Source organism: Pseudoalteromonas sp. S327 (assembly GCF_005886415.1).
GTDB lineage: Bacteria > Pseudomonadota > Gammaproteobacteria > Enterobacterales > Alteromonadaceae > Pseudoalteromonas > Pseudoalteromonas atlantica.
The window spans coordinates 26,847-42,398 of record NZ_PNDP01000005.1 but is presented as its reverse complement, the minus strand read 5'-3'; the positions used below and the strand labels follow the sequence as shown (position 1 = coordinate 42,398).

15 protein-coding genes are annotated in these 15,552 nt (G+C 42.2%); 3 read left to right on the top strand and 12 right to left on the bottom strand.

Going from position 1 to position 15,552, the window contains the following annotated elements; translation table 11 throughout:
- Positions 1-8: 8 nt before the first annotated feature.
- The 11 genes from fliM to CWB60_RS02865 all read right to left on the bottom strand — a co-directional run bounded on the left by fliM (position 9) and on the right by CWB60_RS02865 (position 12,195).
- Positions 9-1,100, bottom strand: coding sequence for a flagellar motor switch protein FliM (fliM, locus tag CWB60_RS02915; protein ID WP_004588297.1), 1,092 nt, complete (start codon positions 1,098-1,100; stop codon positions 9-11).
- A gap of 9 nt (positions 1,101-1,109) precedes the next feature.
- Positions 1,110-1,643, bottom strand: coding sequence for a flagellar basal body-associated protein FliL (gene fliL, locus CWB60_RS02910; protein WP_004588296.1), 534 nt, complete (start codon positions 1,641-1,643; stop codon positions 1,110-1,112).
- Positions 1,644-1,700: 57 nt separating this feature from the next.
- The gene (locus tag CWB60_RS02905; protein WP_138578889.1) at positions 1,701-3,686 is read right to left on the bottom strand and encodes a flagellar hook-length control protein FliK; all 1,986 of its coding nucleotides are present in this window, start codon (positions 3,684-3,686) and stop codon (positions 1,701-1,703) included.
- Positions 3,687-3,775: 89 nt separating this feature from the next.
- Positions 3,776-4,222 (bottom strand): flagellar export protein FliJ, encoded by a 447-nt coding sequence (gene fliJ, locus CWB60_RS02900; RefSeq protein ID WP_004588294.1) that lies wholly within the window; start codon positions 4,220-4,222, stop codon positions 3,776-3,778.
- Complete coding sequence (fliI, locus tag CWB60_RS02895; RefSeq protein ID WP_054982998.1) at positions 4,222-5,556, bottom strand: flagellar protein export ATPase FliI; 1,335 nt, start codon at positions 5,554-5,556, stop codon at positions 4,222-4,224. Before fliI ends, fliJ begins: the two co-directional genes overlap by 1 nt.
- Positions 5,557-5,574: 18 nt before the next feature.
- Positions 5,575-6,384 (bottom strand): flagellar assembly protein FliH, encoded by an 810-nt coding sequence (fliH, locus tag CWB60_RS02890; RefSeq protein ID WP_064386715.1) that lies wholly within the window; start codon positions 6,382-6,384, stop codon positions 5,575-5,577.
- Positions 6,385-6,387: 3 nt separating this feature from the next.
- Positions 6,388-7,428: a flagellar motor switch protein FliG gene (gene fliG / locus CWB60_RS02885; RefSeq protein ID WP_004588291.1), complete on the bottom strand. Its 1,041-nt coding sequence runs from the start codon at positions 7,426-7,428 to the stop codon at positions 6,388-6,390.
- The gene (fliF, locus tag CWB60_RS02880; protein WP_004588290.1) at positions 7,421-9,136 is read right to left on the bottom strand and encodes a flagellar basal-body MS-ring/collar protein FliF; all 1,716 of its coding nucleotides are present in this window, start codon (positions 9,134-9,136) and stop codon (positions 7,421-7,423) included. Before fliF ends, fliG begins: the two co-directional genes overlap by 8 nt.
- Positions 9,137-9,156: 20 nt before the next feature.
- On the bottom strand, positions 9,157-9,489 hold the full coding sequence (gene fliE, locus CWB60_RS02875; RefSeq protein ID WP_004588289.1) for a flagellar hook-basal body complex protein FliE: 333 nt from the start codon (positions 9,487-9,489) through the stop codon (positions 9,157-9,159).
- Between the two features lie 172 nt (positions 9,490-9,661).
- Positions 9,662-11,086: a sigma-54-dependent transcriptional regulator gene (locus tag CWB60_RS02870; RefSeq protein WP_024032323.1), complete on the bottom strand. Its 1,425-nt coding sequence runs from the start codon at positions 11,084-11,086 to the stop codon at positions 9,662-9,664.
- Positions 11,083-12,195 carry a sensor histidine kinase gene (locus CWB60_RS02865; protein ID WP_138578888.1) on the bottom strand — a complete coding sequence of 371 codons (1,113 nt, stop codon included), beginning with the start codon at positions 12,193-12,195 and terminating at the stop codon, positions 11,083-11,085. The genes CWB60_RS02870 and CWB60_RS02865 overlap by 4 nt, the downstream gene beginning before the upstream one ends.
- Before the next feature lie 132 nt (positions 12,196-12,327).
- Between CWB60_RS02865 and CWB60_RS02860 the strand changes: the two genes are divergently transcribed.
- Complete coding sequence (locus tag CWB60_RS02860) at positions 12,328-12,915, top strand: DNA-3-methyladenine glycosylase I (protein WP_138578886.1); 588 nt, start codon at positions 12,328-12,330, stop codon at positions 12,913-12,915.
- A gap of 81 nt (positions 12,916-12,996) precedes the next feature.
- On the opposite strand, the gene CWB60_RS02855 is transcribed toward CWB60_RS02860, so the two are convergent.
- Positions 12,997-14,433: a sigma-54 dependent transcriptional regulator gene (locus CWB60_RS02855; RefSeq protein WP_138578884.1), complete on the bottom strand. Its 1,437-nt coding sequence runs from the start codon at positions 14,431-14,433 to the stop codon at positions 12,997-12,999.
- A gap of 357 nt (positions 14,434-14,790) precedes the next feature.
- Between CWB60_RS02855 and fliS the strand changes: the two genes are divergently transcribed.
- Together fliS and CWB60_RS02845 are read left to right on the top strand one after the other, a co-directional pair.
- Positions 14,791-15,192 (top strand): flagellar export chaperone FliS, encoded by a 402-nt coding sequence (gene fliS, locus CWB60_RS02850; RefSeq protein WP_004588284.1) that lies wholly within the window; start codon positions 14,791-14,793, stop codon positions 15,190-15,192.
- 4 nt (positions 15,193-15,196) lie between these two features.
- Entirely contained in the window at positions 15,197-15,493 is a 297-nt protein-coding gene (locus CWB60_RS02845; protein ID WP_138578882.1) for a hypothetical protein, read from the top strand.
- The last annotated feature ends 59 nt before the right edge of the window (positions 15,494-15,552 follow it).

Here is a 15,552-nt window from a genome sequence, read left to right as displayed (position 1 = left end):
TTAATCAATTACCAGTCTAAGTCTACACCGTCAGAAAGGTGTAAATCATCTTCTAGTTCTGCTAATTCTGCATCTGAATCAATTTTCTTGCCGCCTTTGGTAAATACATGCAGCTCAGATTTAACTGAATCAGGGCGTTTAATTTTTTCACTAATTTGTAGCGCAACGTTATCGCGAGAACGACCCATTTTAGCTCTAAATGTAGGTAACTCCTCAACAAATACCGTAATATGCTCTGGCATTTCTACCGGTATAATATCGCCCGCTTTAAGTTCCATTATTTGTTTAAGAGACAAATCCACCTCAAGAAGTTGAGTCGACATATCCACCTCAACGTCCATAATTTCATCGCGTAAAGCTTTGCTCCAGCGCAAATCGGTGTCTTCTGTATCCGATTGTACACCCGCATCTAATAGCTCTCTAATGGGTTCAAGCATTGAATACGGCAAAGCGATGTGAAAATCGCCACCACCGCCATCTAATTCAATATGAAAAGAGCTAATAACCACAACCTCAGTAGGGCTCACAATGTTAGCCATTGCTGGGTTTACTTCTGAATCGAGGTATTCAAACGACACGTCCATAACCGGTGCCCATGCTTCTTTGTAATCTTCAAAGATAATTTTTAGTAGCATTTGCACGATTCGACGTTCGGTAGGGGTAAATTCGCGGCCTTCAATTTTGGCATGGTAACGCCCGTCACCACCAAAAAAGTTATCTACCAAAATAAACACTAAACGTGCTTCCATGGTGATAAGGCCAGTGCCTTTTAGCGGTCTAAAACGCACCATATTTAAACTTGTTGGTACAAATAAGGTATGAATGTATTCGCCAAATTTAATCATTTGTACGCCATTAATCGACACCTCTGCGGTGCGGCGCATCATGTTAAATAAGCTTATTCGCATATGACGAGCAAACCGCTCGTTAACAATTTCCAGGGTCGGCATGCGACCACGCACGATCCGATCTTGCGAAGAAAAGTCGTACTGTAATGTACTGCCTTCGCCGTCTTCACCTTCGTGTATATCTTCCTCTTCGACTTCATCAACGCCGTGTAAGAGTGCATCAATTTCGTCTTGGGATAATAAATCGCTCACGCTAGCCCCTTATTGCATCACAAAGCCGGTAAACAATACCCGCTCAATTACTTTTGTGCCTTCAACATCATTCAGCGCAGCTTGCACTTTTTCAAGCGCAGTAAAGCGTAATGTTTCTTTGCCTGCACTGGTGCTGAGTTCATCAGCTGTGGTGGTTGAAAACACGCTTAATAAGGTGCCTTCAATCAGTGGGATGTGCTTTTTAGCGGTTTCTTCATTTACATCGCCACGCACAAGTAATTGCACTTTTATTTGTACAATTCTATCTCTGCTTGACCCAGGTACATTAAACACAAAGGGTCTTGGCATAGCAACATACAAGGCACTGCCCATTTCGGCTGAAGAGCCTGAAGGTGTAGCCGAGTCGCTTTGCGCTGCGGTTGTTGTTTCTTCATCTAATGTTTCAACGGGTGCATCATCGCCCGCCATAAAAAAATAGCCTGCACCACCGCCAACAACAAGCAGTACTGCCACTATGATTATGATCAGCTTTTTTTTGCTTTTACCGGTTTCTTCTATTTCTAAACTTGTTTCTTCGGCCATTGTGATTCCTTTTTTAGCAAAGGTACTTGCTTGTTTTAGTTATTATAATAGCAGTACTTAGGCATAGTAATCTATTGATGATGAAGTTTGTTGTCGAGAACTTTGTGGGTTAGCTCCATCTTGCTCATCATTTTTATCCTGCTGTGTATTTTTATTAGCCGTTTGACCTTGTGATTGCCCTTCGCCTTCATCGCTTTGCTCATTACCAGATTGCCCGTAAGAAATCGTACTTTCACCTAAATCAATTCCCTGCTCGGCTAACATTTCACGTAAGCGCGGCATTGATTGTTCAAGTGCTTCTTTAGCTTGCTGGTTTTGCACTACAAAATTTATTTGTGCTTGTTCAGCATCACTTCTGATACGAATTTGCATACTGCCCATTTCTGGCGGATCTAAGCGAATTTCAGCTTCTTTATTGCTAATGCTTAGCATTGAAGATACACGCTCTTGAAGCATTTTAGCTGCATCACTTTTAACAATATTAATAGCCTGCATCATACTTGCATCTATATTTACCTGCTTAACCTGCGCGGTGCTGCTTTGTAATTGCTGGGACTGTATAGCTTGGCTCTCTAAAATAGACTGCTCATAACGAGCGTTGTCGTACTGAGTATTTATTTGTGCCTGCGTGTTATTAATGCCATCGGTTATCAACGTAAACACCTGAGCTACACGCGATAAACCAGTATTTGTTTTAGGCTCTTTAAGTAAGCTTTCCTGCTCGGCCTCTAGGGCGTTTAACTCTTCTGGATTTACACCGTCTTGCTCAATACTAGAGGGTGCTTCAGCATTAATCATGGCTTTATTTTGCGGTGTATTCGCATTCATTGCAGCATTACTGGCTTGCTGCGCATTTAAAGCCGTATTTGCAGAGCTCGACACACTTTGCGCTTTGCTCTCACTAAGCTGCGTATCAAGCATAGTTTGTAAGTTGCTTATTGTTTCATTTACTTTTTTGAGTGTATCACCTGTTGGTTGCTCGTTACTCACATAGCTTTTTAATTGACTAAGTAGCGCCTGCTTTTCATCGCTATTTAAGTTTTTTAACTGAGATTGAACTAGCTCACCGCGCGTGCTTGTCTCTTTTTCGTTTTGTACGACAAACTCTGTCAGTAATTGTTTAACGGAGCTTGCACGATCATCACCTTCACTTGGCGTGGTTTCAGTAAATGAGCTTTTAACGTGCTCGTTTAATTGTGCACGTTGCGCTTCGCTTAATGAGTTGAGTACTTTAGATGTAGTTGATAGCTCTGATTGCGTAGATGAACGAGTCAGGTCTTTGGCTAATTGCTCTATGTCTGCATCGCTTATAGGCAGCGCACTTTCAGCATTTAATACAGTGCCTGGCGCTTTTGAATTCTCAGCACCTTTACCTTCATTATTTACAGAGGCTGCACTGCTATTAGCTTTATTAATTTGTGTTTGCACCGCTTCTGCTATTGGGTTTTTAGCTGCACTACTTGCTAGGCTCTCATTTTTTAAAGAAGGGGCTAAATTTTCTCCAGCGCTTTGCTTAGCTGCTTTAGTTTCAAGCTCGGCGTTTGTAAACGCGCTTTTTTTGCCATTGCTATTATCGTCAGCTAAAAGAGTATCATCGGCTTTAGTCGTTATGGCATCGGCCTCACCAGTTTCACCTAATTGCGAAGCTAAAAAGCTGACACTTTTATCACTCTTTTTTGCACTTAAATCGCTAAAATCATTATCGCTACTGCCGTGTTTTTTTACACTTACGTCAATCACTTGCGAGGAGTTTATTTGTGCTAAAACGCTATCGCCAGATAATAACGTATCTTGCGTGTCATCACTTGATGAAGCTGTCGGTTTTTTGCTATTGGCTAGCTGCTTATCATCTGTTGGCAATAAAGAGCCTGCTTGGCTAGGAGCCTCAGAATTAGCAGGCAATACAAAGGGGTTGTCTGCATCTTGTAGCTGGCTTAAAAAAGCATCACCAGATTCGTTACCTGCAGGTAAGTTATTGTCTTTAAATGCTAAAAAAGAGTCTTTTTCAGCTGTTGCCAACATTGAAATATCGTTTATTGCCATAATTCACCTACACAGCACTGCGGCAAGTTGCCACCGCACTTTGCCAAAATTAATTACCACCTACCAATAAAGCAATAAACGCGCCAGAGTTATAAACTTTTACGGCGCTGAAAAAATTGATTAGCAGAAAACTCGTCCAGCATTTTTTGCTCACTCTTTGCCATTAGCGCCGCCGCTTTTAGGTTTTGTTTTTCAATTAATTTTGCCACAGCTTTTGCTTTTACCTGCTGCTTTAACCACAAAGCTTTACGCTGTGTTACAACTTGCTTTGCGGTATTGACCGTACTGGCTTGCTGGCGAATCGCTTCTTCAATTTTTGCTATAAAGGCATGGTACTGACCAAAGCCCGCGCTTGATAATCCGGACTTTCCTTTCACATGTAATTGCTGAGAGTATTCTAATCTAAAGTTATTTAACCCTTGCAGCTTTTGTTGGTTAGCTTGTAAATTTTGATTGGCTTGTAAGTAGCTCATGCGCAGATTTTCTTCTTTGTCGTTTTCGAGCTTAAGCAGTAAATCGAGCTTATTTTTTGCCATTATGCTTGTCCTAGTAATTGAGCTAGGCCGTGTAAACCATCGTCGTAACTTATTACATCGCGCATACCTTGCTGTAAAAACGCATTTACGCGCGGCATCATATTTATAGCTTGATCAAGCATTTGGTCAGCCCCTTTTTGATACGCACCTAAGGTGATCATATCTTTATTTTGCTGATACATTGAATACACTTGTTTTAATACGCGGGCCTGCTGCATATGAGGCTCAGATACCACTTGCGGCATAACACGAGAAATTGATTTTTCGATATCTATCGCGGGGTAATGACCGCTATCGGCTAAGTCACGCGAAAGTACAATATGCCCATCTAAAATAGCACGTGCAGCATCGGCTATTGGGTCTTGCATATCATCGCCCTCACTAAGCACTGTAAAAAACGCAGTGATAGACCCTTGCCCTTCGCCGCCATTACCCGCTCGCTCCACCAGCGCCGGTAATTTAGCAAATACAGAAGGCGGATACCCTTTTGTTGCAGGAGGTTCCCCAACCGCTAGCGCTATTTCGCGTTGCGCCATGGCGTAACGGGTTACTGAATCAAGCAATAACAATACGTTTAAACCTTGATCACGAAAGTACTCAGCAATGGTCACCGCACTTTCACAGCCTTTTAAGCGCATAAGGGGCGATGCATCAGCAGGAGCAGCTACCACAACAGAGCGTTTGCGCCCTTCTACACCGAGTATCTCTTCAATAAATTCTTTTACCTCACGGCCACGCTCACCCACTAGGCCAACCACAATAACATCGGCTTCACTGCCGCGGGTCATCATACCTAAGAGTACTGACTTACCAACACCAGAGCCTGCAAACAAACCCATACGCTGGCCTTGCCCTACAGTAATAACTGAGTTTATAGCCCGTACACCTACGTCCATAGGTTGGCTAATTGGTCTTCTAGCGAGGGGGTTTATGGGGTTTTGTGCAAACTTTAAATAGTGTTCGGCGTTAATTTTTCCCAGGCCGTCAAGCGGGCGGCCTAAGCCATCCACAACGCGGCCCAGTAGGCTCATACCAACGGGCAAGCCGGTATCATTTACTTGTGGAATAACACGCGCACCGGGTAACACACCGGAAATGTGGTCATTAGGCATTAAGTAAAGGGTTTGCTCACTAAAGCCCACTACCTCAGCATCTACAAACCCTGACATAGTTTCTATTTTGCATTGGCTGCCTACAGGCGCACGTAGCCCTTTCGCCTCAAGGGTTAAACCGACTACTCGGGTTAAAATACCTGCTACAGCAGGTTTAAACGCTGCAATATGTTGTTGGTATTGATTTAAGCGTTCGCTTAGAGGTGCACGTTGAGCTGCCATAACACGCCACAAAAAAGATTAGATACCGCTATTATGCAAAAAGCTATCCAACGTTTCTTTGACACGGGTTTTTAGGGTCATATCTAAAGACGATTGTGGCGTTTTAACTTCGCAACCGCCGCGCTCGAGTGTGGGTTCTGCAATTAGCTGCCAATTATTATCTGCAATAGTTTGCTCACCATAGCTTTGCTTTACCAGTTCTAGATCATCTGGGTTTAAATGCACACGAACTTTTTCTTGCTCAGTATTTAATGCATCTATGCTTTTTTTAAGCGTATGTAAAATAACATCGGGCGATGTTTTAATTTCTTGATAGGTTATAGCTTCTGCCAGCATAACCGCTAATTGCACTAAGTGCTTTTCTGCCAGTTCGTCCACTTTATCAAGCGGAGCGCTGAGGTTGTCAATTATGCTACGCAAGCTGGTTAACTGCTCTTCTATTAACGGCTTAACGTCTTCTTGGCCTTGTGTTTTACCAAGCTCTACGCCTTCTTTATAGCCTGCTTCTTTGCCCTCACCAACCCCTTTTTCAAAGCCATCTATGTAGCCTTGTTCGTGCCCTTGCTTTAAGCCTTCCTCATAAGCATCTTGCCTAATGCGCTCAAGCTCAGCCATAGTTAACGAAGGCAGTTCAGGCTCTTGCGGCTGAGTGTCTTCTACTGCTTCTTCTTCAACTTCTTTTTTATACAAATCAGAAAGTGGTGTGCCAAAAGCCGTTGAACGATTGCCAAAACTGCGCTCATCAGGAGCAACATCAGGTATTGGCCAGTTTTTTAAAAGCTCATCAGCTTCATCTGCATGTAAAGGGCGACCTTTTAATTTAGACATAGCTTATAGGAACTCCTCTCCACCGCCGCCGCCTAACTGAATTTCACCCGAGTCAGATAGACGCCTTGCTGTTGAAAGCACTTCTTTTTGGGCAGCTTCTACTTCACTTATTCTAACCGGTGCCATTGCTTCTAAGTCATCGGCAAGCATTTCGGCAGCACGTTTAGACATATTACCCAAAATTTTATCTTTAAGCGCTTCGTCAGTCCCTTTAATTGCTTTCATTAGTACGTCTTGCTGTACTTCACGCAATATGGCTTGAATGCCGCGGTCATCCACATCCATAAGGTTTTCAAACACAAACATAAGATCTTGAATTTGCTGAGACATTTCTTCATCGTGTTCACGAATAGAGTCCATCAACTGCCCTTCTACATTTGTATCTAGGTAGTTCATTATATCTGCCGCGGCTTTTAAGCCACCCATTTTAGCGGCTTGTGCGCCTGCTTGGCCGGCAAATTGTTTTTCCATAATCTCGTTAAGTTCTTGCAATGCTGCAGGTTGCACTTCTTCAAGGTTCGCAATACGCATAGTTAAATCTAGGCGCACTTTTTCAGGAAATTGCGCTAGGATTTCTGCAGATTGCTCAGGCTCTAAATACGATAAAACAATAGTTTGAATTTGCGGGTGCTCATTACGAATAATATTGGCAACTTGCTTTGAGTCCATCCATTTAAGTGAATCTAAGCCTTTAGCGCCCGAGCCCATTACAATTTGGTCTATTAAACTTGCTGCTTTATCTTCACCTAATGCGGCGGTTAGCGCCTTTTTAATAAAGTCTTCTGACTGGAAGCCAATTGTACTAAAGCTTTGTATTTGTTCTATAAATAAATTGTGAACTGCGCTTATTTTAGATTGTGACAAGTCATCTAGCGCAGCCATTGCCATACCCACTTTTTGCACTTGCTTAGGCTCTAAGTGTTTAAGTATTTGCGCTGCATCTTCTTCAGATAAGCTCAATAAAAGAATTGCGGCTTTATCTACGCCATCTAACTTGTCAACATCAAACGCTGGCGGGAGTTGTTTTTGTTCTTGATCAGTCATCTTCTGTTAACCACGCTTTCACTACTTGTGATGAGAGTTCAGGTTCGTTCGCTACAAGTGCTCTTACCGCTTTAAGCAAATCTTCGTCGCCATGTAAATCTGGCAGCTGTAGTGTACCATCGCTTGAGAAGCCTACAGAAGCAGAATCAAAGTCTTTATTTAGCATATCTAGCGTGCTATCGCCAATATCCACCCCAGAGCTTAATGCATCTTCATCGTACTCTTCGAGCGTATCATCTGGGTATATTAAGCGTTTAAGCATAGGCTTAACAACTGCCATAATAAGCACAATAATAACCAGCGCACCCAGTACTAAGCGGACGATTTTCATAAACCAGTCCTGCTCCCACAGCGGTACTTCTAAGTCTAAATCAACTGCTTCGCGTACAAATGGCACGGTTACCACCTCTAATGCATCGCCGCGTTGCATATCAAAACCTACCCCACCTTGTAATAGGCGACGTATATTTGACAAAGCCTCTACCGAGCGCGGCGCCATGGTTGTTTCGCCGTTTTCACCTACTTTTGGCACATAATCAACGGCAACCGAGACGCTAATTCTGCGAATAACCCCTGTTTGTTGGCGCTTATGCGAAATGGTGGTGTCTAGCTCAAAGTTACGTGTAGCCTCTTTATGCACTCGGCTTGGGTTCGTTGCCGTACCAGCATTGCCTTGACCTGCCACTTCTGGAATAGTTGAATTCATAGGTGGCTGATTAGTCAGTGCCCCAGGAATTCCTACCGCTAAGCCACCAATGTTGTTCTCTTCAAATGTGGTTTCGCTTCTTACTGCTGGTAAGTCTGGGTTGTAGCGCTTTTGTGTTTCTTCTACTGAGCTAAAGTCCATGTTTAAATCAACTTGCGCCGTGTAGTTACCCAAGCCGACTACAGGAATAAGAATACTGTCTATTTTTTCTAAATACTCTTGCTCACGCTTTCTTTCAATGTCGTACTCTTTACGAGAGCGTGCTGCTAATGAGTCTTGTGAGCCTGAATTAAGTAAGCGGCCATTTTGATCTGTTACCGTAACACGTGAAGGCTCAAGCCCTTGTACTGCAGAGGCAATCATATCAACCACTGAGTCAATCTCTTCGCCATCAAGCATTCTGCCGCGCTTAAGAGTCAATACCACTGTGGCTGATGGCTTTTTCTCTCTGCGTGCAAATACGTTTTCTTTTGGAATGGCTAATAAAACTTTAGCGCGTGTTACGTTGTTTAATTCTTCTATGGTGCGGGCAAGTTGTTGTTCGCGGCCGTGTTTTAAGCGTTCACGCTCTAATCGTTGGCTAACACCAAAGCCCATATCTTGCATTATGATGTCGGTGCCTGAAGTAGGACCTTGCTCTAGGCCTTCACGGGCCATCAGCAATTTAATGTTTTGATACTCGCTTTCATCAACCGAAATTACGTTGCCGTCTAGTTCGTAGTCAATTTTTTGTGCATCTAAAAAATCAAGGGTTTGGATCAGCTCTTCTGTTGGCATTTTACCCAGCGGACGCATGTCTGGCTGACGTGCCCAAATAATCACAAATATGGCAATAGCTAAACAAATAGCCAGCGCAATAATAAGGGTAACTTGGCGAAGCACATCAACACCATTTAAGGCGCTTAAGTAGCCCGACTTTTGTTCTTGTTGCTCGTTATCTTCGCTTTGGTCAATACCGCCGCCAGCAAGAGCAAGATCTGTTGATTGATTAGATTGCGCCACAATAATTCTCCACTACCTACTTAAACAGGCATGTTCATAATTTCTTGGTATGACTCAACAAGTTTATTTCTTACTTGTACTGTAGCCTCAAATGCCACTGACGATTTTTGTGAGGCAATCATTGCCTCAGCAAGCGATACACTTCTATCACCCATTTCAACAGCCACTACTTTTTGTTTGGCATCTTGTTGTAAGCCATTAACCGTGTTTAATGCATCACTTAGTAAGTCACCAAATTGAGCAGACGATGTTGGCTGAGCTTGAGTAGGTAGCTTATTGATTTGATTTGTATGGCCTGCTTCTAAAGCCATTGATTGCATTTCTTGAAATAGCGCGCTGTTTTGAATTTTCATAATTTTCTCTGGCAAATGCAGTTAACGTTCATAAAGGGAATAAAGCACAAAGTGTGCCATAAAAATAAACCTTTAATTACATGAGGTTAACTATTATTTTTGAGAGTCAGAGATTTGACAACCCTAAACTAAGCGTGGTTAGTTTAGGGTTATATAGAAGAAAGGGATAAAGTTATGCGGGCAGCGAAATACCTAAATCGCGCATTTGCGCTAGTTTATAACGTAAAGTACGCGGACTGATCCCAAGTGTTTGGGCAACATCTTTACGTTTGCCTTGGCAGCGCGCTAGGGTCTCTAATATTATTTTATGCTCTTTATCTTTTAGCTCATCTTTATAGCTGCCAGTATCAACACTAGGCAGAGAGCTACTCGCCTCTGCAGGCGTTATTTTGTCATCATAATACGCGCCACTGGGAGTGTTCGCTTGTTCAGGCGCTATCTCCTGTTTAGGCGTACTGTTAATTGGCGCTTGCATTAAGTTTTCAATAAAAATAGCCTGTTCGCCAATTACATTGCCCGTTCGCAAAATAAGCGCACGTTGAATTACGTTATCAAGCTCGCGTACATTACCTGGCCATGCATGGCTTAGTAATTTTTGCTCAGCGGCACTATCAAGTGTTGCTAGCGGCTCTTTACTTTTAACTAAATGGCGCTCTATTAAATGCTTAGCCAATACTATTATATCCCCTGGGCGCTCACAGAGCGGTCGCCACATTAGGGGGAATACATTTAAGCGATAATATAAGTCTTCTCTAAATTGGTTATCTGCAACGGCTTCTTTTAGGTCGCGGTTACTGGTTGCGAGTACTCTTACGTCGAGTGAAATTGTTTTTCGGGCACCTAAACGCTCAACTTCACGCTCTTGCAATACCCGTAATAGCTTAGCTTGCAGCCCCAAGTCCATTTCGGTTATTTCATCAAGTAATATGGTGCCGCCTTGGGCTTGTTCAAACTTACCTGGGCATGCTTGTATTGCACCGGTAAACGCGCCTTTTTCGTAGCCAAATAAAGTGGCTTCAAGCATGTTTTCGGGAATAGCCGCACAGTTTATTGCCACAAAAGGCGCATCGCATCGGTTTGATTTATCGTGAATGTATCGCGCTAACACTTCTTTACCAGAGCCACTAGGGCCTAGCACCATAACACTTGCATCTGAGCGCGCCACTTTGCTCGCCAGTTCTAAAAGCGCAATACTGCTAGGGTCAGCAACAATTGGGCCGTCAGTGTCTTTTGGCTTTTCGGGTAAATACCGACTAACCATATTTAAAAGCACCTCAGGGGCAAATGGTTTAGCCATATAATCAATTGCGCCTAAGCGCATTGCCTCTACTGCATCATCAATCGTTGCATAGGCAGTCATCATTAATACGGGGAGATCTGGGTAGTTAAGCTTAATGCTTCTAAGTAAATCTAGGCCGCTCATTGCGCCCATTTGCACGTCGCTGACCACTAATGAAAACTCAGATTTTTTTAATTGGATCATGGCTTGCTCAGCACTATCGGCTGCAACACAGGCAATACCCGACATTTCTAACGTGTCTATGAGTGCTTCTCTTAAACCTGCATCATCTTCAACCACTAGTATTGTATTACTCATGCTGTTTTCTCCTGCGTTGAGGCCGTGCATATGGGCAGCAATAAACTAAAACATGCACCACCATTGGCATTATTAACCACTTCAACACGTCCTTGATGCGCATTAGCCACAGAGCTTACAACAGCAAGCCCAAGCCCTGTACCTTGGCTTTTTGTGGTATAAAACGGTTCAAAAATTTTCTCTATTTGGCTCAACTCTACACCAGGGCCGTTATCGCATACGCTAATACGCACGGTATCGGGTTCGCTGCTATCGCGCTGCGCTTTTAATGTCACCTGGGCTTGGCTGCCAATAATTTGAATACTATTGTGAATAAGGTTTTGAATAGCACTGGCCAGCGCGGTTTTATTACCGGTAATTTCTATGTCTGGCTCTGGTAGCTCAACAACAAGTGAGCTGTTATTTAAGGCCACCATTGCATCGGCACCTAGTTTTACCTCGTTTAAAAGCTGCTGCATAGAAACCTGTTCAACCACTTGTTGCTCGCCGCTTTTAGCAAAAAGCAGCATATCGTTAACTTGGGTTTCTAAATCTTTTAAACGTGACATTAACTTAGTTTGAAAGTTTTCCCGTGATGACTCTGGTAGCTTTTTAGAGCCCAAATTGGCCGCGTATAACATAGCCGCCGAAAGCGGTGTACGCACTTGGTGCGCAAGCGATGCCACCATTTTACCAAGCGCACTCAAACGCTGCATATGGGCTACGCGCTTTTGCAAACGGCGCGTTTCTGTTAAATCTGTCATTAATATTAATTGTCCAGGCTCTGGCGCTAGCGCAGTAATATCAAGCTTTATAAGTCGCCCATCTTTGAGCGACACTTCATGTCCATCATCTTGGTGGGGACGAAAAGAGCGCTGAATAATGTTAAACCACTTCTCTCCTTCGAGCGGCTCGCCCAACATATCAATCGCGATTTGATTGGCTTTTGCAATAAGCCCTTTGCCATCAAGCACAACAACACCCGCAGGCATAGTATCAACTAAGTGCGACAGCCAACTTGCTTGCTGTCTTAAATCACTTAATTCACCAATGTACTCTTCTTGAAGTAAACATGGGTTATACTGTTTTGCAGTAATAAACTGTGGTTTAAGTACACTCGCAAGGGCCATAATCAAATCTCTTAATGATGTAGATATATGGCTAAATGCACAATTTATACCAATATTATTTTATATATTTTTCATTTAGTTACCTTACAATATCGCGTAACAAAAAAATGACGCACACTAAAAGGAATAATAATGAGTGAGCAAAATAAATGCCGTTGTGCTTGGCTCGACGCCACAAAGCCTGATTATGTGAAATACCATGATGAAGAATGGGGAGTCCCCCTTTATGACGACACGAAATTATTTGAATTTATTACCCTCGAGTCGGCGCAAGCGGGCTTAAGTTGGTACACCATTTTAAAAAAGCGCGCAGGCTATAAAAAAGCATTTGCTAATTTTAATGTGCAAAAAGTGGCTAACTTTACAGCCGATGATATAGAACGGCTAATGCAAGATGAGAGCATAGTGCGGAACCGCTTAAAAATTGCTGCCACCGTTAATAATGCTCAACGGTTAATTGAGATTCAAAAAGAATTTGGCAGCTTTAGTAATTACCAATGGGGATTTGTTGGCAATAAACCAATTATTAGTGATTTAAATAGTGTTGAAGACACCCCTGCAATTACCGAGGAATCAAAAGCGTTTGCAAAGGATCTAAAAAAACGAGGTTTTAAATTTTTGGGCCCTACAACGGTATACGCACATATGCAGGCCTGTGGCATGGTTAACGATCATAGTAATGATTGTTTTAGAAGAGCCGAGATTATTAAAAATTATTAGCTGTAAGCTGTAAGCTGTAAGCAAGAAATTAAAAGAGCCAAACTCGGTAATTTGTAGTGGTTCGGCACTTGCTAAGTTTGGCTAATCTCGCGATAGATTGTACTTTTTCATTTTTTCGACAAGCGTTGTACGCCTTACACCTAATATTTCTGCGGCGCGCGCAACAACGTAATCAAAACGCTCTAACGCTTGGGTAATTAAGCTTATTTCAAGCTCTGCTAAATAATCTTTAAGCTCTATACCCTCTTCGGGTAATACGCCAGATCCCGGTTGGCTAAATTCAGGCTCTGGTTCATTATCATAATCGCTAAAACCTGAGCTAAAAATATCGTTAAAGGCATCTTTTTCAAGTAGCTCTTCAGGGTACTCTGGCTCGTATGCGTCTACCTCGATGTAGCGATATTTATTGGGTAAATCGGGTACATCCACTACTTTTTCAGGGAACATAATCACCATGCGCTCCACTAAATTAGCAAGCTCCCGAATATTACCAGGCCAAGCATGCTCTTTTAGGCTCTCTACCGCGCGCTCTGTAAATTTAGCCGACGTACCACTTTGCTCATTAACACGGCGCATTAACTCTTTAAGTAATAAAGGTATGTCGTCAGCACGTTCATTAAGTGACGGGTTTTCAATAGGAAACACGTTTAAACGGTAATATAAATCTTCCCTAAAGCTGCCCTTTTCAATCATTTCCTCAAGGTTGCGATGAGTAGCGGCAATCACCCGTACATCTGCTTGAATAGCTTTTGTGCCACCTACACGCTCGTAGCTGCGCTCTTGTAATACACGCAATAACTTTACTTGCATTTGCAGCGGCATATCGCCAATTTCATCTAAAAATAGCGTACCGCCTTGAGCCAACTCAAAGCGCCCTTTACGTGCAGAAATAGCGCCGGTAAACGCCCCTTTTTCGTGACCGAATAACTCGCTTTCGAGCAACTCTCCAGGAATGGCGCCACAGTTTACTGGTACAAACGGCCCAGTATTGCGTTTAGATAATAAATGGACGTTACGCGCAACCACCTCTTTACCTGTACCCGACTCGCCTAAAATAAGCACGTTTGCATCGGTTTTAGCCACTTGCTCAATTAAAAAGCGTACGTTTTTAACCGCATCGGTTTCGCCAACTAAACCATCAAATGTTTTGTGTGTTTTATGCTGCTTGTGACTACCAGGCAACATACGTTGGTACTGTTGGCAGTCGTGTAATAACTGTGTGGTTACTTCGTGATTAAACGGCTCACAAATTAAGCCCACCACATTAGCAATACTTAATAAGGGCTTGAGTGTTTCACCAATCAGTAAAAAAGGCAGGGTTGGAAAACGCTTAATTAAGCTTTCATGATCTAAGCCTTGCAATGCACCTAAAATAACAATGCATTCTTGTTGTTGATACTTACTAGATACTTGCTCAAAATCACTTTCGTCAAGTAACTGCACAGCTTCCCCAATAAAGGTAAGTGATGCATGTAATCCTATTGCACGGTTATTATTATTATCTAAAATCAAGATCATAGTTAGCGAGCCATAATTTCACTAATTCATTTTATTAGCTAAATTGTAAGCGAGATCTGTATGGATGCAAGTAATAGCGGCGGTTTTTTGACATAAACGCCAAAAAATAGACATCGTTATAAAACAATAATACTTAATAATTAAAACTTAAGTACTGTTTTGTTGTTTAATACTTAAAGCTAATGCTATGTCTTGTTTTTTACTTAGTGTATAAATCTACGTAGGTCAAAAATATAAACTATAATTAACTTAAGTTGAAAGCAACAATGCCGATAACTAAATAAATGCAATATGCTTGGCATTAATATTGCTTTTGTTACGTACAGACGATTTCACATATTTATTTAGGATTTCCCCATGGCTCATGTTTCATTAAAAAAATATTCTCAAGTGCGTGCCAGCAACATCGCTGAAATGGCGCCCTATGAGCAAATTAACCTTATTTTTAGTAACATAATTGGCCGTTTGGCCGCTACTAAAGGTTTTATTGAGCGCAAAGAAATAGAAAAAAAAGGCGAAAACCTTTCAGCATGTATTTTACTACTAGGTGCACTTCAAGATGCGCTTAACTTAGAAGTAGAGCAAGATCCTAGCATTTCTGATAATTTATTGGCGCTATACGCATACTGCCAGCGCAGGTTAACTCAAGCTAATATAAATAATGATATTGAAGCAGTTGTTGAAGTTTCAAGCATCATTAAAGAAATAAAAGAAGGCTGGGATAGTATTCCTGTCGATCAGCGTATTCCTGCGGTATAAACTAATGGCTTTAGAGCAAATAGGCAAAGCTGAGTACATTGACCAATTACTCAGCCAAATTGAAGTATTAGTGCAAAGCAATAACGCTGATGAAGCTCCCCCTATTATGGATACTTTAAATAGTGAGCTTAAGCGCTGGTGCGAAAGTGAGAACCCGCCTACCGCTGAGCAACTTGTGGCTGTGCAGACCAATATCAACAACATTACCAAACAGGCAAATGCTGTAAAAAATGAATCTTCTAAAGCCATAATTAAGCAAAAAAAAACAGGTAAAGCAATTTCGGCTTATAAATCGGTATAGCTACTTCTAGCAGTTTTAAAACTTACTAAGCATCTTAAAGGCAATATTTAGACATAAAA

Excerpts from the sequence above, each read along its gene's own strand:
- fliL (WP_004588296.1), bottom strand. The coding sequence starts at position 1,643 with ATGGCCGAAGAAACAAGTTTAGAAATAGAAGAAACCGGTAAAAGCAAA.
- CWB60_RS02905 (WP_138578889.1), bottom strand. The coding sequence starts at position 3,686 with ATGGCAATAAACGATATTTCAATGTTGGCAACAGCTGAAAAAGACTCT.
- fliJ (WP_004588294.1), bottom strand. The coding sequence starts at position 4,222 with ATGGCAAAAAATAAGCTCGATTTACTGCTTAAGCTCGAAAACGACAAA.
- fliI (WP_054982998.1), bottom strand. The coding sequence starts at position 5,556 with ATGGCAGCTCAACGTGCACCTCTAAGCGAACGCTTAAATCAATACCAA.
- fliH (WP_064386715.1), bottom strand. The coding sequence starts at position 6,384 with ATGTCTAAATTAAAAGGTCGCCCTTTACATGCAGATGAAGCTGATGAG.
- fliG (WP_004588291.1), bottom strand. The coding sequence starts at position 7,428 with ATGACTGATCAAGAACAAAAACAACTCCCGCCAGCGTTTGATGTTGAC.
- fliE (WP_004588289.1), bottom strand. The coding sequence starts at position 9,489 with ATGAAAATTCAAAACAGCGCGCTATTTCAAGAAATGCAATCAATGGCT.
- CWB60_RS02870 (WP_024032323.1), bottom strand. The coding sequence starts at position 11,086 with ATGAGTAATACAATACTAGTGGTTGAAGATGATGCAGGTTTAAGAGAA.
- CWB60_RS02865 (WP_138578888.1), bottom strand. The coding sequence starts at position 12,195 with ATGGCCCTTGCGAGTGTACTTAAACCACAGTTTATTACTGCAAAACAG.
- CWB60_RS02860 (WP_138578886.1), top strand. The coding sequence starts at position 12,328 with ATGAGTGAGCAAAATAAATGCCGTTGTGCTTGGCTCGACGCCACAAAG.
- CWB60_RS02855 (WP_138578884.1), bottom strand. The coding sequence starts at position 14,433 with ATGATCTTGATTTTAGATAATAATAATAACCGTGCAATAGGATTACAT.
- fliS (WP_004588284.1), top strand. The coding sequence starts at position 14,791 with ATGGCTCATGTTTCATTAAAAAAATATTCTCAAGTGCGTGCCAGCAAC.
- CWB60_RS02845 (WP_138578882.1), top strand. The coding sequence starts at position 15,197 with ATGGCTTTAGAGCAAATAGGCAAAGCTGAGTACATTGACCAATTACTC.